The sequence below is a fragment of the Streptococcus halichoeri genome (genome assembly GCF_019774635.1).
Taxonomy (GTDB): Bacteria; Bacillota; Bacilli; order Lactobacillales; family Streptococcaceae; genus Streptococcus; species Streptococcus halichoeri.
On sequence record NZ_CP081502.1, the window covers coordinates 1224042 to 1245530 of the forward strand.

18 protein-coding genes are annotated in these 21489 nt (G+C 42.1%); all 18 read left to right on the forward strand.

The features are described 5' to 3' along the window. The 18 genes from atpF to K5J94_RS05970 all read left to right on the forward strand — a co-directional run bounded on the left by atpF (position 1) and on the right by K5J94_RS05970 (position 21009). Positions 1-498 carry a F0F1 ATP synthase subunit B gene (atpF, locus tag K5J94_RS05885; RefSeq protein WP_221912616.1) on the forward strand — a complete coding sequence of 166 codons (498 nt, stop codon included), beginning with the start codon at positions 1-3 and terminating at the stop codon, positions 496-498. Next, complete coding sequence (locus K5J94_RS05890) at positions 498-1034, forward strand: F0F1 ATP synthase subunit delta (RefSeq protein WP_221912617.1); 537 nt, start codon at positions 498-500, stop codon at positions 1032-1034. Before atpF ends, K5J94_RS05890 begins: the two co-directional genes overlap by 1 nt. A 15-nt stretch (positions 1035-1049) precedes the next feature. Next, the gene (gene atpA, locus K5J94_RS05895) at positions 1050-2558 is read left to right on the forward strand and encodes a F0F1 ATP synthase subunit alpha (protein WP_159544187.1); all 1509 of its coding nucleotides are present in this window, start codon (positions 1050-1052) and stop codon (positions 2556-2558) included. 14 nt (positions 2559-2572) lie between these two features. Next, positions 2573-3448 (forward strand): F0F1 ATP synthase subunit gamma, encoded by an 876-nt coding sequence (locus K5J94_RS05900; protein ID WP_159544185.1) that lies wholly within the window; start codon positions 2573-2575, stop codon positions 3446-3448. Positions 3449-3577: 129 nt separating this feature from the next. Beyond that, positions 3578-4984 (forward strand): F0F1 ATP synthase subunit beta, encoded by a 1407-nt coding sequence (gene atpD / locus K5J94_RS05905; protein ID WP_159544183.1) that lies wholly within the window; start codon positions 3578-3580, stop codon positions 4982-4984. 12 nt (positions 4985-4996) lie between these two features. Beyond that, positions 4997-5413 carry a F0F1 ATP synthase subunit epsilon gene (locus K5J94_RS05910; protein ID WP_159544181.1) on the forward strand — a complete coding sequence of 139 codons (417 nt, stop codon included), beginning with the start codon at positions 4997-4999 and terminating at the stop codon, positions 5411-5413. A 66-nt stretch (positions 5414-5479) separates the two neighbouring features. Beyond that, positions 5480-5704 carry a DUF1146 family protein gene (locus tag K5J94_RS05915; RefSeq protein WP_159544179.1) on the forward strand — a complete coding sequence of 75 codons (225 nt, stop codon included), beginning with the start codon at positions 5480-5482 and terminating at the stop codon, positions 5702-5704. Positions 5705-5781: 77 nt separating this feature from the next. Next, positions 5782-7053 (forward strand): UDP-N-acetylglucosamine 1-carboxyvinyltransferase, encoded by a 1272-nt coding sequence (gene murA, locus K5J94_RS05920; RefSeq protein WP_159544177.1) that lies wholly within the window; start codon positions 5782-5784, stop codon positions 7051-7053. A 3-nt stretch (positions 7054-7056) separates the two neighbouring features. Next, on the forward strand, positions 7057-7245 hold the full coding sequence (locus K5J94_RS05925) for a DNA-directed RNA polymerase subunit beta (RefSeq protein ID WP_159544175.1): 189 nt from the start codon (positions 7057-7059) through the stop codon (positions 7243-7245). Positions 7246-7275: 30 nt separating this feature from the next. Further along, complete coding sequence (locus K5J94_RS05930) at positions 7276-8145, forward strand: DNA/RNA non-specific endonuclease (RefSeq protein WP_221912618.1); 870 nt, start codon at positions 7276-7278, stop codon at positions 8143-8145. A gap of 334 nt (positions 8146-8479) precedes the next feature. Further along, a complete protein-coding gene (gene pheS, locus K5J94_RS05935) occupies positions 8480-9523 on the forward strand; it encodes a phenylalanine--tRNA ligase subunit alpha (RefSeq protein WP_221912619.1) in 1044 nt (347 codons plus the stop codon). 47 nt (positions 9524-9570) lie between these two features. Next, on the forward strand, positions 9571-11976 hold the full coding sequence (pheT, locus tag K5J94_RS05940; RefSeq protein WP_221912620.1) for a phenylalanine--tRNA ligase subunit beta: 2406 nt from the start codon (positions 9571-9573) through the stop codon (positions 11974-11976). A gap of 200 nt (positions 11977-12176) precedes the next feature. Further along, a complete protein-coding gene (locus K5J94_RS05945) occupies positions 12177-12764 on the forward strand; it encodes a DNA-3-methyladenine glycosylase (protein ID WP_159564046.1) in 588 nt (195 codons plus the stop codon). A 685-nt stretch (positions 12765-13449) separates the two neighbouring features. Then, positions 13450-13677, forward strand: coding sequence for a hypothetical protein (locus K5J94_RS05950; protein ID WP_159561646.1), 228 nt, complete (start codon positions 13450-13452; stop codon positions 13675-13677). Beyond that, positions 13658-14230 (forward strand): signal peptidase I, encoded by a 573-nt coding sequence (gene lepB / locus K5J94_RS05955; protein ID WP_408022825.1) that lies wholly within the window; start codon positions 13658-13660, stop codon positions 14228-14230. Before K5J94_RS05950 ends, lepB begins: the two co-directional genes overlap by 20 nt. 20 nt (positions 14231-14250) lie before the next feature. After that, positions 14251-18573 (forward strand): InlB B-repeat-containing protein, encoded by a 4323-nt coding sequence (locus tag K5J94_RS05960; protein WP_221912621.1) that lies wholly within the window; start codon positions 14251-14253, stop codon positions 18571-18573. Positions 18574-18594: 21 nt separating this feature from the next. Continuing rightward, the gene (locus K5J94_RS05965) at positions 18595-20100 is read left to right on the forward strand and encodes a SpaH/EbpB family LPXTG-anchored major pilin (RefSeq protein ID WP_159564043.1); all 1506 of its coding nucleotides are present in this window, start codon (positions 18595-18597) and stop codon (positions 20098-20100) included. 39 nt (positions 20101-20139) lie between these two features. After that, positions 20140-21009: a class C sortase gene (locus K5J94_RS05970; protein WP_159564042.1), complete on the forward strand. Its 870-nt coding sequence runs from the start codon at positions 20140-20142 to the stop codon at positions 21007-21009. Positions 21010-21489 lie beyond the last annotated feature (480 nt).

Below are 21489 nucleotides of genomic sequence, written 5' to 3' on the forward strand. Positions count from 1 at the left end.
ATGTCATTACTCATTAATAGTACAAGTTTAGGTAATATCATTATTGCTACTGGCTCATTCATCCTTTTACTTGTTCTCATCAGACTTTTTGCATGGAAACAAATTACAGGTATCTTTGCTGCGCGTGCCGAAAAAATCGCCAAAGATATTGACGGAGCTGAAGAAGCCCGTCAAAAAGCTGAGCAGTTAGAGCAAAAACGTCAAACGGAGTTGGCTGGTGCCAAAGAAGACGCCAGCAAAATTATCACTGATGCCAAAGAAATCGGTCAAGCACAAGGTGATAAGCTCATTGATGAAGCAAGAGAAGAAGCAAGCCACTTAAAAGACAAGGCGCAAGCTGATATTGCTCAAAGCAAAACAGAAGCCATCTCAAGTGTCAAGGCTGAAATGTCTGATTTAACCGTCACATTAGCTGAACGTATCATGGGCGCTCATTTAGATAAAGAAGCGCAAAGTCAGCTCATTGATCGTTACCTTGATGATCTAGGAGAAGCTTAATGACTAAAAAAGAACAAGCTCTTGTTGAACAGTATGCAAAGAGCCTTGTTGAAGTCTATTATGAGCATCAAATGCTTGATCAATTGCAGACAGACCTTGCTGCTTTGATTCAAGTATTTGAGCAAACAGATTTGGATGAGGTACTAGGCAGCTTTGCTGTTTCACAAGAATATAAAGAAGAAATCCTTCGATTATTAAAAGACTCAAGCTCAACATATATGAATAATTTTCTTGATGTCATTATACAAAATCAACGTCAAGCCCTCTTATATTCTATATTAAAGGCTAGTTCTTTTAAAATCGCTCAGCTATTAAATGAATTCGAGGTCAAGGTGACGACAACCGTCCCTTTAACAGACCAACAAAAGGATCGAATCCGTACAATCGTTGAGAAAAAAGTTGGCGTTAAAGCCGCTAAAATTATTGAAGACATTAATCCTGCCATTGTCGGTGGTTTTATCGTTAGTGTCAATAATAAAGTAATTGATACCAGCATTCGTGGTCAATTACAAGAATTTAAATCCAAATTAGTATAGAAAGTGGTGTGACTTTTGGCAATTAATGCACAAGAAATTAGCGCTTTAATCAAAAAGCAAATTGAAAACTTCCAGCCAAATTTCGATGTCACAGAAACTGGTGTTGTCACCTATATCGGTGATGGGATTGCTCGTGCTCGTGGACTTGACAATGCCATGAGCGGTGAACTCCTTGAATTTGCAAATGGTACATATGGCATGGCCCAAAACCTAGAAACCAATGACATTGGGATAATCATTCTAGGAGATTTCTACGAAATCCGCGAAGGTGATGTTGTCAAGCGTACCGGCAAAATCATGGAAGTACCAGTTGGTGAGGCACTTATTGGGCGGGTGGTCAATCCGCTTGGTCAACCAGTTGATGGTCTTGGTGACATTAAAACTAGCGGTTTTAGACCAGTGGAAAATCCAGCACCAGGGGTTATGCAACGTAAATCCGTTTTTGAGCCTTTGCAAACAGGTTTAAAAGCCATTGATGCCTTGGTTCCGATTGGTCGTGGCCAACGCGAATTAATCATCGGTGACCGGCAAACAGGTAAAACGTCCGTTGCGATTGATACAATTTTGAACCAAAAGGGTCAAGATATGATTTGTATCTACGTGGCAATTGGCCAAAAAGAATCGACAGTCCGCACTCAAGTCGAAACATTACGTAAGTATGGTGCCCTTGATTATACCATTGTGGTGACAGCATCTGCTTCACAACCATCGCCCTTGCTCTTTATTGCTCCTTATGCAGGTGTGGCGATGGCCGAAGAGTTTATGTACAATGGCAAGCATGTTTTGATTGTTTATGATGACCTATCTAAACAAGCTGTTGCTTATCGTGAATTATCACTCTTGCTTCGTCGTCCACCAGGTCGTGAAGCTTATCCTGGGGATGTATTCTACCTTCATAGCCGTCTGTTAGAACGTTCTGCTAAGTTATCAGATGACCTAGGTGGTGGCTCCATCACAGCGCTGCCATTTATCGAAACCCAAGCAGGTGATATTTCGGCTTATATCGCAACCAACGTTATCTCCATCACCGATGGGCAAATCTTCTTGCAAGAAAATCTCTTCAACTCAGGGATCCGTCCAGCGATTGATGCAGGATCATCTGTATCGCGGGTTGGTGGTTCAGCCCAAATCAAGGCCATGAAAAAAGTGGCCGGGACCCTGCGTTTGGACCTTGCTTCCTACCGTGAGTTAGAAGCCTTTACCCAATTTGGTTCTGATCTTGATGCGGCAACGCAAGCAAAACTCAACCGCGGTCGTCGAACAGTGGAAATTTTGAAACAACCCTTGCATAAACCGCTACCGGTTGAAAAGCAAGTAGTCATTCTCTATGCTTTGACACATGGCTATTTGGATGATGTGCCAGTCAATGATATTCTTGCTTTTGAAGAAGCACTCTATGATTACTTTGATGCCCACTATCAAGATCTCTTTGAGACCATTCGTTCAACAAAAGATCTTCCTAATGAGGATGACCTTAAGGCTGCTATTGAAGCATTTAAAGATCAATCTAACTTTAAAGAATAAGGGAGGATTCTAGTATGGCAGGCTCTCTAAGTGAAATTAAAGCTAAAATTAATTCAACAGAGAAAACAAGTAAAATAACTAGTGCCATGCGGATGGTTTCTTCAGCTAAACTTGTAAAATCCGAGCAAGCCGCCCGCGATTTTCAAATTTACGCTTCGAAAATTCGTCAAATCACAACGGACTTATTGAAATCAGAGCTTAACTCTGGCACTGATAACCCAATGTTGGCCTCACGTCCAGTTAAAAAAACAGGCTATATTGTCATTACTTCTGATAAGGGCCTAGTCGGTGGTTATAATTCCAAGATTTTAAAAGCTGTTATGGATATGATTGCAGAATATCATGCTGCAGATGATTATGCCATCATCTCAATTGGCAGTATTGGTTCTGATTTCTTTAAGGCACGAGGAATGAATGTTTCTTTTGAATTACGTGGTTTACAGGATCAACCAAGTTTTGAAGATGTTCGACGAATTATTACCCACTCTGTTGAAATGTATCAAAACGAACTGTTTGATGAATTGTATGTCTGCTATAATCACCATGTTAATAGCTTGACCAGTCAAGTTCGGGTTCAACGCATGTTGCCCATCTCTGACTTAGTTGCCGAAGAAGCAACAAAAACGGGTGTGACAGGCTTTGAATTGGAACCAGATAAAGACCTTATCCTTGATCAGTTATTGCCTCAGTTTACTGAAAGCTTGATTTATGGGGCAATCATCGATGCCAAAACGGCTGAGCATGCAGCCGGTATGACAGCGATGCAAACTGCAACGGATAATGCCACAAGTGTCATTAATGATTTGACTATTCAATATAACCGAGCGCGTCAAGCAGCTATTACGCAAGAAATTACCGAAATTGTAGCGGGAGCAAATGCACTTGACTAATGTGACGGTAAGCACTTAAAAAAGGCACTAGTTATAAAAAACTTATCACAAGAGATGAGTTACCTAAAGGGATAATGATAGAAGCTTAGTTATCATATTCTTTGCAAAATTGATATGAAGGAGAAATAAATGAGCTCAGGCAAAATTGCTCAGGTAGTTGGTCCGGTTGTAGACGTTGTGTTTGCAAGTGGCGATGCACTACCAGAGATTAATAATGCATTGATAGTTTATAAAGATAGTGATAAACAACAAAAAATCGTTCTTGAAGTTGCTCTTGAACTTGGGGACGGGATGGTTCGAACTATCGCTATGGAATCAACTGATGGGCTTACACGGGGCTTAGAAGTTCTTGATACCGGCCGGCCAATTAGCGTGCCAGTAGGTAAAGAAACGCTAGGGCGGGTTTTCAATGTTTTGGGGAATACCATTGACCTTGAAAAGCCATTTGACCAAGAAGCGCTTCGCGAACCTATTCATAAAAAAGCTCCCGCTTTTGATGAACTATCAACTGCTTCAGAAATTCTTGAAACAGGAATTAAAGTTATTGACTTACTTGCCCCTTACTTAAAAGGGGGAAAAGTTGGTTTGTTTGGTGGTGCCGGAGTTGGTAAAACCGTTTTGATTCAAGAACTGATCCATAACATCGCGCAAGAACACGGAGGTATTTCTGTTTTTACCGGTGTTGGGGAACGAACACGTGAAGGAAATGACCTTTACTGGGAGATGAAAGAATCAGGCGTTATTGAAAAAACAGCCATGGTCTTTGGTCAAATGAATGAGCCACCTGGAGCACGGATGCGGGTTGCCCTTACTGGACTGACCATTGCCGAATATTTCCGTGATGTCGAAGGACAAGATGTTTTGCTCTTTATTGACAATATCTTTCGCTTCACTCAAGCCGGCTCTGAAGTGTCAGCCCTCCTAGGACGGATGCCATCAGCCGTTGGTTACCAACCAACTCTTGGTACTGAAATGGGGCAATTGCAAGAACGCATTACCTCTACGAAAAAAGGTTCTGTTACTTCCATCCAAGCCATCTACGTGCCAGCCGATGACTATACTGACCCAGCGCCAGCTACTGCCTTTGCGCACTTGGATTCAACAACTAACCTTGAACGTAAATTGACGCAAATGGGGATTTACCCTGCTGTTGACCCATTAGCCTCAAGTTCTCGGGCCTTAACACCTGAAATTGTTGGACAAGAGCATTATGCAGTAGCAACAGAAGTTCAACGTGTTCTTCAACGCTACCGCGAATTACAAGACATCATCGCCATCCTTGGTATGGATGAATTGTCTGATGAAGAAAAAACCTTGGTAGGCCGAGCACGCCGTATTCAGTTCTTCTTGTCACAAAACTTTAACGTTGCCGAAACATTTACCGGACAACCCGGTTCCTATGTTTCTATTGAAGATACAGTACGTGGCTTTAAGGAAATTCTTGATGGTAAACATGATGAGATTCCCGAAGACGCCTTTCGTATGGTTGGTGGCATTGATGATGTTCTCGAAAAAGCCAAAAAAATGGGCTTTTAGTGAGGTGATGCCATGACCCAAATGACTGTTCAAGTAGTAACACCTGATGGTATTAAGTATGATCACCATGCAACTTTTATTTCGGTTGAAACGCCTGAAGGAGAGATGGGAGTTTTGCCAGAACATATCAACTTGATTGCACCACTCACGATTCATGAAATGAAAATTCGCCGTGTTGGTGAATCAGATAAGGTTGACTGGATTGCTATCAATGGTGGGATTATTGAGGTAAAAAATAACAAAGTTACTATTGTAGCGGATTCTGCTGAGCGTGATCGTGATATTGACGTAAGCCGTGCAGAGCGAGCAAAATTACGAGCAGAACGTGTAATTGCGCAAGGGGAATCAACACATAACATTGATGACGTTCGTCGGGCTAAGGTGGCATTGCGCCGTGCCCTTAACCGAATTAATGTTGGTAATAAATAAAATGGGGTCTTGTGAAAGACTCTTTTTTAGCTGTTTAAACTAATTGGAATTTGCTATAATAGAGTTATGAATTATCTGAATCAATTATTAATATTATCCTGTCATTTGCTTTTTATTGCGATTTCTTACCAATTACTGATGAGTCTCTTTGATTGGTCGCGCTTTATTCGTCGTCTTCCAGAGAATCTTGGTAAACTCAAACTCTTTATTTTTTTCCTGGCTATTGTTTTAGGTTATCTTGTTAGCCACTTTATCTTAGAGCTCGTCCAGATGGGACATACTCTGTTTTAAGGTCAAGACAGGGTGCCAAATCAAGAAATATGATATAATTTCTATTATAGGATTGGAAAAAAGAATGGAGTTATCGGGTGGATAAGATTATTATTGAAGGTGGTCAAACCCAGCTAAAAGGTGAAGTCGTCATTGAAGGGGCAAAAAATGCAGTGCTACCTTTATTAGCAGCGACAATTTTACCATCACAAGGTACAACAATACTGCGGAATGTTCCGATTTTATCAGATGTTTATACCATGAATAATGTAGTTCGGGGGCTTGACATTGCCGTTACATTTGATGAAGAGCAAAATGAAATAACAGTGGATGCTTCTCGTGATATTTTGGACGTTGCTCCGTATGAGTATGTAAGCCAAATGCGGGCTTCTATTGTGGTTTTAGGGCCAATACTTGCCAGAAATGGCCACGCTAAGGTCTCAATGCCGGGTGGTTGTACCATTGGCAGTCGCCCGATTGATCTTCACCTCAAGGGACTAGAAGCAATGGGTGCTCAAATCAGTCAGACGGGCGGGGATATTACAGCTTCAGCTGATCGTTTAAAGGGGGCAACCATTTACTTGGATTTTCCTTCAGTCGGAGCAACACAAAACCTGATGATGGCTGCTACCTTAGCGCAAGGAACAACTGTCATTGAAAATGCAGCAAGAGAACCAGAAATCGTCGATTTAGCTCAGCTGCTCAACAAAATGGGCGCTAGTGTCAAGGGAGCAGGCACCGAAACCTTAACTATCAGGGGTGTGGAACAGCTCCACGGGACAGAACACGATGTGGTCCAAGACCGCATTGAAGCGGGTACCTTCATGGTAGCTGCTGCAATGACCTCTGGTGATGTTTTGATTAGAGATGCTGTCTGGGAACATAATCGTCCCTTAATTTCCAAATTATTGGAGATGGGGGTTTTAGTCACCGAAGAAGCACGGGGTATCCGTGTACAAGCTGATACAGCTAGTTTAAAACCAGTTACCGTCAAAACCATGCCCCATCCAGGTTTTCCAACGGACATGCAGGCCCAGTTTACGGCCTTGATGGCGGTAGTTAAGGGGGAATCTACCATGATTGAGACTGTTTTTGAGAACCGTTTCCAACATTTGGAAGAGATGCGCCGGATGGGATTACATTCAGAGATTTTGCGGGATACTGCTATGATTCATGGTGGTAAGGAACTCCAAGGCGCCCCAGTTATGTCTACGGATTTGCGGGCTAGTGCAGCGCTGATTTTGACGGGCATGGTCGCAAAGGGCACCACAACGGTCACCAAGCTATCACACTTAGATCGCGGTTACTACCATTTTCATCAAAAGTTGGCACAATTAGGTGCTAATATCGAACGTATTAGTGAGGACTAATCAATGAGAACAGGTTGGCAATATGTCCTAAAGCAGTTATCCCTTATCTTTCTTGTCGCTTTGCTTGCTGTCTTATTTTTAGCAGTTGGTCTAATGATTGGCTATGGTGTGATTGGCGATGGACAGCATGTGACATCAATCTTATCACTGGCTAAATGGGCAGAATTAGTTCACAAATTTACTGGGAAGTAGGCTCTGGCCTACTTTTTCTTTGGAGGAACCATGTCAAAAAAACCTTTTCACCCAAAGCAGATTAATCTGCTATTAGTGATTTTAGTAATGCTTTGCTTTGGCTATTTAGCTCTAAGTGGCCAAAAAGATCAAGAAGAGCTTTTTACAAATCTTTACCATCAGTTGGTTAAGCAGCCCTTGCCTGGTGCATCTTTTGGTGATTCAGCTAATCCAGCTCGCCCTTCAAAAGCTTTAGCAAGTTCGGTCTTAACCCCGCAGGTACGAAAACAACTGGGCTCTGCTATTACTTGGAATGGCGCAGGAGCCTTTATTATCAATCAAAACCGGACTAATCTAGATGCTAGTGTGCGTAGTAAGGTCTATGCTGTTAACCAGACAAAACACGTACAAGGTCGCCTCGTTCCAACACAAGGCAATGCCCTTTTAAGCAAACAGACGCGCCAATACCAAAATCGTCAGAAACTCGGCCAGGGCTATACCACCTTTCAGCCAGCAGGGTGGCACCAATTGCACCATTTACCTGGGACCTACGACCATGCTGTTGATCGGGGTCATGTCTTGGCTTATGCCTTGGTTGGTGGTCTAAAAGGCTTTGATGCCTCAACCAGTAATCCCCAAAACATCGCCACACAGCTTGCTTGGGCTAATCAAGCAAACGCCGCTGATTCGACGGGACAAAACTACTATGAATCACTCGTTCGTCGAGCTTTGGACCAGCATCACCGGGTGCGTTATAGAGTAACACTGATTTATCAGGGGGAAGAATTGCTGGCGCGCGGCAGCCATATTGAAGCCAAAGCTGCCGATGGCTCGTTAGAATTTAACGTCTTTGTCCCTAATGTGCAAAAAGGCCTAGAGGTTGATTACTATAGTGGCCAGATTAGCCTCAGCAAAAAGTAGCCCATAACAATCACCTGCCCAGTAGCGAACGCTGTCTGCGCAGCTTTTGTCTAGCTGTGGCTAAAAAGTCGTCGTTGTCAAAATCAGAAAATTTTGATACACTAGTGTTAATTAAATAGTTGTCGGTGAGACTAGTACTAATAGGGAACTTATCAGGGACTGAAGGCCATAGACTGAAAGCCTTCTTAAGCAAAGCATTAGGAATTCACTCACGCATAAGACAAGCCAATTAAGGTCTGACTACTCAGATAAAAACGGATGGTACCGCGTGTCAACGCTCCGAAGGTGAATGGAGCTGAGGCACGTTTTTTCTTACCAACAAGGAAGGGTTATTATGGATTTACAAGCACAATTAGAAAAGCTAAAAACGCAAACCTTAAAAGAGCTGCAAGCAATGGTTGGCGATCAATCAAAGGAATTGCAGGAGTTAAAGGTGGCTGTTTTAGGGAAAAAGGGCAACTTGACTGAGTTACTAAAAGGTTTGAAGGATTTACCAAGTGATAGGCGTCCTCTTGTCGGCAAGCAGGTCAATCAGGTTCGTGATGTGCTGACGGCTGCGTTTGAGGCACAAGCTCAGGTTGTTGCGGCAGCAAAAATCCAGGCCCAGTTAGAACTTGAAAGCCTAGATGTCACCTTGCCTGGCCGTCAGATAGCCAGTGGACACCGCCATATTTTAACTCAAATTAGTGAAGAAATTGAAGATATTTTTTTAGGGATGGGCTTTCAAATTATTGATGGCTCTGAGGTAGAGCAAGATTACTATAACTTTGAGCGCATGAACCTGCCTAAGGGACACCCAGCGCGTGATATGCAAGATACCTTTTATATTACTGAAGAAATCCTTCTTAGAACACATACTTCTCCGGTGCAGGCAAGGACCTTGGATCAACATGATTTTACAAAAGGGCCTTTGAAAATGATTTCGCCAGGCCGAGTTTTTCGCCGCGATACAGATGATGCGACACACTCTCATCAATTTCATCAAATTGAAGGGTTAGTGGTGGGCAAAGCTATCTCAATGGCTGACCTAAAAGGCACCTTGGAGTTGATTATTCAAAAAATGTTTGGAGCAGATCGCAAGATTCGCTTACGGCCTTCTTATTTTCCATTTACAGAACCATCAGTCGAAGTGGATGTCTCTTGCTTTAAATGTGGGGGCAAGGGCTGTAATGTCTGCAAAAAAACAGGTTGGATTGAAATCCTAGGAGCAGGAATGGTGCACCCTCGGGTCTTAGAAATGTCCGGTGTTGATGCAAAGAGCTATTCTGGCTTTGCCTTTGGTTTAGGACAAGAACGCATTGCCATGCTCCGCTATGGTATTAATGATATTCGTGGTTTTTACCTTGGTGATAGTCGTTTTTCTAAACAATTCAAATAAGCCCTGGCCTACTTAGGTTATTTTTGCAAAATAGAAAGAAAAAAGTTATGTTAGTATCCTATAATTGGTTAAAAGAACTTGTCGCTATTGATGTTCCAGCGCCAGCTCTAGCAGAAAAGATGTCGACAACAGGCATTGAAGTTGAAGGGATTACTGTCCCATCAGCTGGTCTTTCTAAGCTAGTAGTTGGTCATGTCTTAACTTGTGAAGACGTGCCAGATACCCATTTGCACCGTTGTCTCATTGACACTGGTGAGGATGAGCCGCGCCAAATTGTTTGTGGTGCTCCAAATATTGCTGCTGGTCTTAAAGTGATTGTTGCTTTACCAGGTGCGCGTATTGCCGATAATTACAAAATCAAAAAGGGTAAAATTCGCGGCATGGAATCACTTGGTATGGTTTGTTCCCTTCAAGAATTAGGCTTGCCTGAGAGCATTATTCCTAAAGCATTTGTGGATGGTATCCAGATCTTGCCAGATAATGCTATTCCAGGTGAGAGTGTCTTTGACTATTTGGGCTTGGATGATGAGATTATTGAATTATCTATTACGCCAAACCGTGCCGATGCCCTATCCATGCGAGGTGTTGCCTATGAGGTGGCAGCTATCTATGATAAGGCTTTGACGTTTACAGATAAAACCCCTCATGAAGTGTCAGCAGCAGCTGCTAAGAAGCTCTCAGTCCGTATCGAAACTGATCAGGTTGCCATGTATGCTGCACGTGTGGTCGAAGATGTCACCGTTGCGCCCAGTCCGCAGTGGCTGCAAAATCGTCTCATGAATGCTGGAATTCGACCGGTTAATAATGTGGTGGATGTCACTAATTATGTGCTTTTAACCTTTGGCCAGCCCATGCATGCCTTTGATTATGCTAAATTCAGCGGTAGTCACCTTGCTGCGCGGCAGGCACGGACAGGTGAAACCTTAGTGACTTTAGATGGCGAAGAACGGGAGTTGCTGGCAGGTGATCTTTTGATTACGGTTGAGGATCAACCGGTCGCCCTGGCTGGAGTCATGGGTGGCCAAGCGACAGAAATTGATGACAGCTCAACAACGGTTGTCCTTGAAGCAGCAGTCTTCAACAGCCAAGCTATTCGTAAAACAAGTGGCCGTTTAAACCTACGTTCAGAGAGCTCTTCGCGTTTTGAAAAAGGCATCAATCATGATACGGTTCTCACCGCATTAGATTATGCAGCAGCATTATTAGAAGAACTAGCTGGTGGTCAAGTCTTATCGGGTGTTGTCCAAGCAGGTAGTGTTGATCGCACACCTGTACCTGTTTTATCCACTTTGGATTATGTGAATGTCCGTTTAGGCACGGAACTCAGCTACGCTGATCTGATGGCTATTTTTGATCGACTTGGCTTTGCCATTCATGGGGATGCTAAAGCCTTTACAGTCGAAGTTCCACGCCGTAGGTGGGACATTACGATTCAAGCAGATCTCGTAGAAGAAATTGCGAGACTGTATGGCTACGATAAGCTTCCGACAACCTTACCTCAAACTGCTGGCACTAGTGGTGAGTTGACAGCTATGCAAACCTTACGCCGCAAGGTTCGACGTTTAGCTGAAGGTGCAGGGCTTAATGAGATCATTTCCTATGCTTTAACCACTCAAGAAAAGGCAGTCAGTTTTACCCTCGCGCCAAGTCAATTAACAGAACTGATGTGGCCAATGTCTGTTGAGCGTTCTACGCTACGGCAAAGCCTTATTCCAGGGATCTTGGATACCTTAGCCTACAATCAGGCTCGTAAAAATAGTAATTTGGCTGTTTATGAAATTGGCAAAATTTTTAAACAAGAGCAGGACCCACAAGTTGACTTGCCACAAGAGATAGAACATTTTGCTTTTGCAGTCACAGGACTAGTCAGTGAAAAAGACTTTCAAACACCAGCTACACCAGTTGATTTCTTCTATGCCAAAGGTATCTTGGAAATGCTTTTTGAGAGATTGGGTATCTCAGCTGTATTTGAGAGAGAAACCAACCTGGCTCACATGCATCCTGGTCGTACCGCACGAATTCTTGTTGCAGACCAGTTGGTTGGGATAATAGGGCAGGTGCATCCACAGGTCGCAAGTCAGTATGGTATTACAGAGACTTATGTGGCCGAACTTGATTTAGCCCTTATCCAAAGCTTGATGGTAGAAGAATTTGTCTTTGAAGACATTACTAAGTACCCTGCTGTAAGTCGTGATATTGCTCTTTTGGTGCCACAAGACACTAGCCATCAAATGATTTTGGACGCGATTAATCTAGCTGGGGTTAAACGACTTAAAACAGTGAAACTTTTTGATGTCTATCTTGGCCCAACAATTGCGACTGGTTTTAAATCAATGGCTTACAGTCTAACTTTCCAAAATCCGACAGATAACCTAACAGATGAAGAAGTTGCTAAGTACATGGAGAAGATTACCAAATCCTTAGTAGAGGAAGTTCAAGCCGAGATTCGTTAGTATCTGTGTGATCACTTAGCTGAATTCTTGGCGCATTTTTCCTGGTGAGACCAAGGCCAGGAGGCACGCGGGCGATTAATAGGAGTAGCTGGCTGAGCGTTAGGCACAGCAAGTGCAGCCACTTGCTTCTTTCTGGGCTTATCACGACTAGCTTACTTGAGCTGAAGCTTTGAAAAGACTATAACCAAAAGGAGGATGGTATGGAGTCCGCGTTTCATGACTTGCTTTTGACAGATACCCAAGCAAGTGCTAAGCAATTATTAGGTATGGACCTCTATCTAGGTGAAATATGCCTTGGGCGAATTGTCGAGACAGAGGCCTATCTAGGGGTAAATGACAGTGCTTGTCATAGTGCTAAGGGTCGCAGAACTCCTCGTAACGAAGCCATGTATTTGCAGGCAGGTCATTGGTATGTTTATCAGATGTATGGTTATTATATGCTAAACCTTGTCACACGTCCAAAAGACATTCCAGAGGCGATTTTGATACGAGCTTTGGAGACAAAAGGGCAGCTACCTGAGGCCAATGGCCCGGGAAAATTGACCCGCTTAGCTAATATCACTAAGGTTTTTGATGGCCAGTCACTAGCAAGCTCTCAATTGACTTTAAAAATGGGAGCAAGGCCTAAAGTCATCGGCAGCCGTGCCCGGATTGGGGTAACGTGCAGCGATCATTGGAAAGAAGAGCCTCTATGTTTTTATGTTTTAGGCAATCGTCATGTTTCTCATGTTCGAAAAAAAGGCCTCTTGGCTGACCAAGACACTTGGGTAAAAGCCAAAGCTCAGTAGTCTATAGATATTAACAGCTAACATTAGAGCAGAATACCTAAAATAATAGATATGCTTTGGTATGAGAGCAGCTAGCATAAGCAGTTAGTAAATAGTGGGCAAAGAAGTAGCAGCTCCTTAATGCGGCTGTGACTCTAACCTGCCTTGTCTATCCTTAAAACTGCTCTAACACTACAAGGAATGAATGAGATGAACTGTGTAGCTTTGGCTTGTATGTTACTCAAGCACATTAGCAAATTTGCTTCTCTTTCAGGAAACTGGTTCCATTTTACTTATTACCCCTTCACAAAATTAATTGGCACTAAAGCTATTTCAGATTGAAGATATTGTCCATTTTGGTCATTTTCTTCAATCTTTTTTCTTTAGCTGGGAAGAAAATACCACACTTTGGCAAGTGCTTGTGACAAACCATCCTATGTCTGCCCAAGAGTTAGCTTAATTGGTTTAGGGAATAAGGGAACGGTGATCAGGTCCAATGTATGACGTCAGAAACTATAATTCTAAAAATTTAATCTTACGAATTGACGAATAATAAAAAATTTGATAGATTATATGTGTTTAAGTAAAGTATTATTTTTCGACAATTAGAAGCGCATTTGGTAGAATTTACTGAACTTTTTGTGTTAAAGATGGGAGGTAAGTGACAATTTTAAAAAAATTAAAAAGAAAAGAGCTGCTCGAAATGATGTTGGAGCAGCAAATTTTAATTGAAAAACAAGAACAAGAAATCAATAAAATGAAATCCGAGTTAGAAAGTCGGTCAATTAAAATAAAGGCATCCGGCAACCTGGCAGAAGCCGCTCTGCAATTAAGCGGTATTTTTGAAGCCGCCCAAGCAGCAGCGGATATTTATTTGGCCAATATAGAGGAACAGTCAGCTGTGAAAGGGATGGATGATGACACAAAAGATTAATTCAGAGACGTTGGCTAAGGAGCTGGACCGCTTGAATTATCGAAAGCGTTTTGTAGAGGTAGTGAAAAATACGGTGTATGTGCTTATGGCGGTTGCTGCAAGTGCTATTTTAATAGCCGTTTTATGGCTACCCGTTTTACGCATTTATGGTCATTCGATGAATAAAACCTTGGTTGCAGGAGATGTGGTGCTAACGGTTAAAGGCTCAGACTTTAAAACAGGAGATGTGATTGCCTTTTATTATAATAATAAGGTTTTGGTTAAGCGAGTCATTGCCCAATCAGGAGATTGGGTGAATGTCGACACTAGAGGTAATGTCTATGTCAATCAAAAGCAGCTCAAAGAACCCTATGTCCTTAATAAAGCTTTAGGAAAGAATAATATTAAGTACCCTTATCAAGTACCAGATAAGAAAATTTTTGTCATGGGTGATAATCGCCAAGCATCCATTGATTCGCGTAACACCGCTGTTGGCGATATTGCTAAAGAGCAGCTGGTTGGAAAGGTAGCTTTTAGAATTTGGCCTTTAGATAAACTTGGTTTTATTCATTAGATTTGGAGGGAAAATAGTAGATGCTAAAAAAGTTCCATGCTTTGATTATAGACTCACTAGGGAATAGACAAAGTCAGCGGCGATGGAAGATTGGTTTGTGGGTATTGGTACCTTTAACAATTTTTTTGACCACTTACTTGTTACTATTACCTGCTATTACAGTTGATAGTAGCAAGACTAGTGAGGTTGGGCTAAGCTTGCAGCCTAATCAGCCAGAAAGCTCAGCACGTTCTATAGCACAGCAGTCATCGGATGCTCCAGTAAAAGCAAACAGCTCGATTGCTAACCAAGAAAAAGCAGGTGATAGGGCTAAAGAGCAGGAGCAGCAACCGCCCCTGTCTTATCGCGGAGCTGATTATTTGGTCACGGTTAGTTTCACCAAAGCAGCCAATATCCCAAACAATGCAGAGTTAAAAGTGACAGAATTAAAGCGACAAGATCATGCCTTTGAAAGCTATAAAGCAAAAGCGCTGGCTCAGGTAGAAAAGCAAGATAAAGAGATCAAAACGTTTAAGCTTTATGACATAAGCATTTTATCAGACGGTAAAGAAATAGAGCCAGCTGAAGCTGTCAAGGTTGACGTCACTTATGATCACGCCTTGGATGCCAAAGATGATGAGCTGCAAATTGTCCACTTTAAAGATGATGGGCAAACTGAAGTTTTAGCATCAAAAGCTAGCGCAGAGTCCCGACAAAGTCGAAGCGATGTCGCTTTTAAAACCAATTCTTTCTCTATTTATGCCATCGTGCAAGCAGATAATAGCATCGTTCCTCGATTCACGTATCATTTTCAAAATAACGATGGAACTGACTATCATTTTTTAACGGATTCTGGCTTGCAAACGCATCAGCAAATCCTTAAAAACGGAGAATCACTTGGTGAAGTGGGAATTCCAATTATTAAGCCAGGGGAACATTTTAATGGTTGGTACACTTATGACTTAGCAACAGGAAAATATGGTGATCCTATTGTTTTTGGGCAACCTGTTACGGTAACTCAAACGAAAGAAATCATCGTTAGACCCTTTATGAATAAGATTGCCACCGTTACCTTATTTGATGATAGTGCGGGTAAAAATATCTACGAACGTTATGAGGTGCCTCTAGACAGTAGTGGAAAAGGAACGGCTGACTTGAGTACCTACAAGGTAACCCCACCAAGCTCAACCCTTTTGTTTGTTGGCTGGTCAAAAACAGCAGATGGTAGTCCCTTAACGGATTCTGAAATCAAAGCCTTGGCTGTTTCTGGAGATCTTGATTTATATCCCGTTTTTAAAGAATCCCATAAAATGGATTTTGATACAGGAGACCTATCAACTGGGGTTACCTACGTGGCTCCTAGACGTTTGACGACTGATCAGCTGGCTTCTACCGTAAAACCAACTGATCCGACCAGAAAGGGTTATACGTTCACTGGCTGGTATACGGCTGAAAATGGTGGTAGTTTATTTGACTTTAATCAATACCTAACGAGCGATACCGTTTTATATGCTCATTGGGCTCCTGCCCAAACAACCTATACCATTAATTACTGGCAGCAATCCATTACTGATAGTAAGACAGCAACAGATGCGCAAAAAAACTATGAATATGCTGGCCAGGTAACACGTTCAGGCTTAGCACTGAGCCGTGAGACCTTATCGTTGGCAGATATAAATGCTAACTTGCCAAAAGGTTTCAAAGTCAATGATACCTTTACTCAGACCAGTGTCATGATTAAAGATGATGGTTCCAGTGTGATAAATGTCTATTATGATCGTCAGCTGGTAACCATACGCTTTGCAAAAGGAGGCTATGCTGAAAGGGATTACTTAAATAACAACTATCCTTGGACCAATTCATCCTATGCAGAAACCTATACCGGTCTTTATGGGACAACCTTGGCTGCAAATGGCTATCAATGGAAAACCGGCTCTTGGCGCTATTTAACCACTTCTGGTTATACTGGTATGAGCTATTTGGGTGAATTTATTGCCCCTGGGAATGTTCGCGGCGCAAATCCTTATGACATTAGACTATACCCAGCAGGGCAGCGAGTCCAAACCTATTTGTTTTACAAACAGGCCTTGGATGGTAGCTATGTCTTGTCTGATACAGGTGGGGGAGCAGGAGCAGATGTCTTTACCTTTACAGAAAAGTACACTGGTTTTAATGTAAAATTTTACCAACGTCTCTATCAAGACAATAGCCTTTTTGATGCAGCTAGACAACAAACCAGTGTGAATACAACTATTCCGGTATCCGATTCCTATTATGATAATTATGGCAGTTATTATAGAGAATACCTTAATTTGAAGGTTTGGTATGAGCGCAAGCAATACAAAATTCACTATCTTGATCCTTTAGATAATACAGCTTTGCCTAATTTTGAGGCTAAAGATGTCTTATACGAAGAAAATTTATCTACATTTAAACCAGTTACAACCGTCAATCAGCCAAAACCAAGTTTACCAGGCTATGTCTGGGATGGGAAGTGGTATAAGGATCAGGCGCAAACCCAGGAATTTAATTTTAATACGGCTATGCCTGCCCATGACGTGAAAGTCTACGCGGGTTGGAAAAAAATTAAATACAAGGTTAACATTGATCCAAATGGTGGGCAACTATCACCAGCAGACGAAACTTATCTGGACCTTTATTATGGTGAACATATCCCGGACTATAAAGATATTTCACGTGATTACCTTGAAGATTCTACCGGCACTTACTACTATAAATACGATACCAGAGAATCCGACCCTGCTAAGACAAAAACAGCTTACTACACTAAAAATACTGAACTGCCTAATGTTAGGACAAGTCCAAGCTACAAGTATGAAAAAGATGCCTACAAACTCATTGGCTGGTATTATGTGAATCCCGATGGAACCATGCGTCCCTATAATTTTTCTGGTGCGGTTACTCAGGACATAACCATCAAAGCCATTTGGCGCAAAGTAGGAGACTATCACCTTATTTATAGCAATAATGCGGTTGGTTTTGATGGAAAACCTGTTACAGACTCTTTAGGTAATCAGGTTAAAACAAGTAATGAACCAATCGATGCTGATTCCTATGATGATGCTTCTCACTCTGCGCTCTTAAGACGCCCGACCATGCCAGATGGTTACCGTTTTCGTGGCTGGTGGTACAATGGAAAACTGTACAATCCCTATGATTCCATCGTCATTGATGCGCACTTAGCAGATGCTGCTAAGAATATTACCATCAACCCCGTGATTATTCCCATAGGTGATATTAAATTAGGGGATACATCGATTAAATATGATGGTAATGGCGGTACAAAAACCTTGGCTGATGGTAGTGTGGTCAATCAGGTTACCTTGCCGTCAATGGATTTGAACAGTACCACAACAATACCAGAAAATGACTATTTTGCAAGAGAAGGCTACAATCTAATTGGCTGGAATCATGATAAAGATTTAGCCAACACAGGTCATGTTGAATTTAAGGCTGGCCAAGTCATTGGAATTGACAATGAGCCAGATGCTTCAAATATCCTTTACGCTGTTTGGCAGCCAAAGACATACACTGTTAGTGTTTCAAAGACGGTTGTTGGGCTTGAAGAAGACAAGGCACGCCGATTTATCTTTGAAACCAGTAACTCTCTTCAACAGGCCAACTTGGCACTTAAAGATGGGCAAACCAAGACCTTTGTTAATGTTCCTTATGGGACGGCAATCCGCATTAATGAACAAGTAACGGATGAATTTAAAGCGACTGAGCATGTGGTTGAAACAAATCTGGCCAATGGTGCAAGTGATAAGGCTTATGATCTTGATGGGGAAGTTGCGCTTACAGTAAAAGGTGATGTGGCTATTACCTTTACTAACACGCGCATTAAACAAAAGGTTCGACTAGAAAAAGTCAATGCCGAAAAGATGGATGAACCTTTAGCTGGCGCTGTTTTTGATATTTATGCTGCCGACGCAGCAGGACATAAGGAAAGTACCCCGCTTTATACCCATGTCGTAACCAACAAGGAAGGTTTCTTAATTATTGGTAATGAAAATTATGTGGAATTACCTTTGGGGAAATACTATTTTACAGAAACTCAGGCTCCGCCGGGTTACCTCTTGCCAAAGAAAGATCTGGCAACCTTAGTGATTGCTACAGATGTGAGTTTGGATCAAGATGGCAACAGTATAAGCCCAAGTAGGGTTGCCCTCCCAGATGGCTCAACAGTCTTTACCTTTAAAATAACAAATAGTAAAGGCACTGAGTTGCCAAGTACAGGTGGTATTGGCACCTACATTTATCTAGTGGTTGGGCTTTTGCTGGCCTTACCCGCTGGCTTACTTTTATATTATAAAAAAGTAGTCAAGCAGCATTTACGTTCGTAAAAAGACATAGAGGAATTAGAAATGAAAAAGAGATTAATAAAATTACTTTTAGTAGTAGCTCTCGCCTTAGGGACAACTACCTCACCCTTGCTTGTCCCAGTTATCGCTGCAATGACAGGAACCATCACTGTTACCGATACTCAAAAAGGTGCTACCTACAGTGCTTATAAAATCTTTGATGCTGACATTGCAGATTCAAGTGCAAGTGATGCCAATAAAGATGGCGTCGCATACATGATTCCAGCAGGAAAAGAAGAAGCCTATAAAGCCTCTGACAAGTTTGATACTCTATTTGCCACCACAGTCAACGGCGGACGCACTTATGTGAGTAAAAAAGACAATGCTTCAGCAACTGATATTGCTAACTGGGCTAAGGCAATTTCGGCAAAAGAGACACCTGTCAAAACAGCCACTGAAAATGATGCAGATGGTTCAGAAGTGTTGACAGTCAGTGATTATGGTTATTATTATGTTGCAAGTGATGTCAATAATGGTGCGGTGGTCATGGTCACCTCTGTTTCACCAAATGCCACCATTCATGAAAAAAATACCAATGCCAGTTGGGGTGATGGCGGTGGCAAAACGGTTGATCAAACCTCTTATTCTGTTGGTGACACCATTAAGTACACAATCACTTATAAGAATGCTGTTAATTATGATGGCGCTCAAAAAGTTTATCAATATGTCCTCAAAGACAAGATACCTGATGCGGCAGCAATTGCTTTAAATAAAGATTATACTGTAACGGTGACTGATGCGGCTGGCCAAATCACCACCTTGACACAAGGAACGGACAAGTCAAAAGGTCATTACTCCCTCACTGAAACTAATGATGCCTTCACGCTGACGATTCCTTGGGCAAGCACAAATACACCGACAGAAAACAACCAAAATGGCGCAGCTGATGATTTTTTCTATAAAGGCATTAACACCATTACAGTTACCTATACAGGTGTATTGAAAAAGGCGGCTAAGCCAGGTTCAGGCGATCTACCTAGTAATACGAATACGGCTACGATAAATCCCAATGACAAAACAGACGCGCCAAGTAAGTCGGTTACTGTCAGAGAGGGTCAAATCACCATTAAAAAAGTTGATGGTTCAAGTAATGCTGCTCTTTCTGGTGCGGTCTTTATCTTGAAAAATGCTGCTGGGCAATTTTTGGATTTCAGTAATCCTGACGATGTAGCCTGGGGTAGTCAAGATCAAGCGACTGAGTACAAAACTGACGCAGATGGCTTGGTGACCATCACAGGCCTAAAGGAAGGGACCTACTATTTAGTAGAGAAAAAAGCTCCCGCAGGTTATAATTTATTGTCTGAGCCACAAGCCATTACTCTTGGTAGTGGGGCGAGTGACGCGACTAACTCAGATAACCTTTTGGTCACGCCTACAGTGAAAAATAATAAAGGCTCGGAACTTCCATCAACAGGTGGTATTGGTACAATCTTATTCTACGCAATTGGAGGGATTCTAGTTATTACAGTGGGTGTCATCTTTGTCGCCAAACGTCGCCTCCAATCTTAAACTTATTGCACTAAGTCAGACAGGACAACGATAACATCAATGAAAAAAATCCGACAACATCTTAGCACCATTGTGCTTGTCGCTATATTGCTTGTGGGGGTAGGCTTGTTGGTCTATCCTTTACTTGCTAATTATTGGAATTCCTTTCACCAATCAAGAGCAATCATGACTTACCAAGAACGTGTGACACACATGGATACAAAAGCGTATGAGAGCATTTTACAGCGTGCTAAGCAATATAATAGCCAATTTGAAAGCAGTGGTATTCATTGGCACTTAACAGCCAAAGAACGCGAAGCCTATAATTCACAATTGTCTATTGATCAAACCGGCAACATGGGGTATATCACGATTCCAAAGATCAATGTCAAGTTACCGCTCTATCATGGGACCAATGACAAGGTTTTACAAACCTCTATCGGGCATATTGAAGGCAGTAGTCTCCCAATCGGTGGTCAATCAACCCATGCAATCTTATCAGGTCACCGCGGTTTGCCTTCTTCACGCTTATTTTCAGATCTTGATAAGTTAAAAATAGGCGACCGATGGACAGTCAGTATTTTAAATCACTCCTATAGCTATGAAGTTGATCAAATTCGAATTGTTAGGCCAAATGATTTAAGAGATTTACAGATTGTTAAGGGCAAGGACTATCAAACTTTGGTAACTTGTACGCCCTACGGTGTTAATACGCATCGGCTGCTCGTGCGAGGACACCGTGTGCCAAATGAAAATGGAAATGCCATGGTTGTTGCTGATGCTCTACAAATTGAACCCATCTATATCGCCTCATTTATTGCAGCCATTGTACTTATGGTCTTATTGCTTATCTTTTTAGGTGCGACAAGGCGCACTCAGCAGCGCCAAGACCTTTTAGTCAGTGAGTTAGATAAACTTACTCACCAATAACGACGTTTAGGTATGGCCTCTACCATTTCTTAGCTAGCGAATCTAAGAGACAGGCAAGCAAGTATAACTCTAAGCAAAAAGCCTTTTTGATCTAAGACTTTTGCGTCACTCTTACAACAACTAGCAGCAGAGTAGCCTCAGCCTTTGTGGCTTGTGTTTCCTGCTGTTTTTTGCTGGCAGGTTCAGGATTTTGAGCTGGTTTGGACTGGTTAGGATTTTTAGCCGATTTTAGTTAGACCTTTAGCTGATTGTAGTTGGGTTGGATTTTTTGCGAGGACTTAGTTGATTTGAGCTTGTTACGGAGACCTAGCTCAACCACAGGTGGCTGTTTTTGTGATTCTTGGTGTAGAAACAGCTTGTCAGCTAGGCTTGAGGCTCCGACTCCTTGGATAAAACAAAGGGGCGGTGCCGTTTCTTTCTTATTCCCTGGCTTAGCTGTGTTACTTGCTTTTTGTGAGGGACTCTTTTACTAGAAACGTT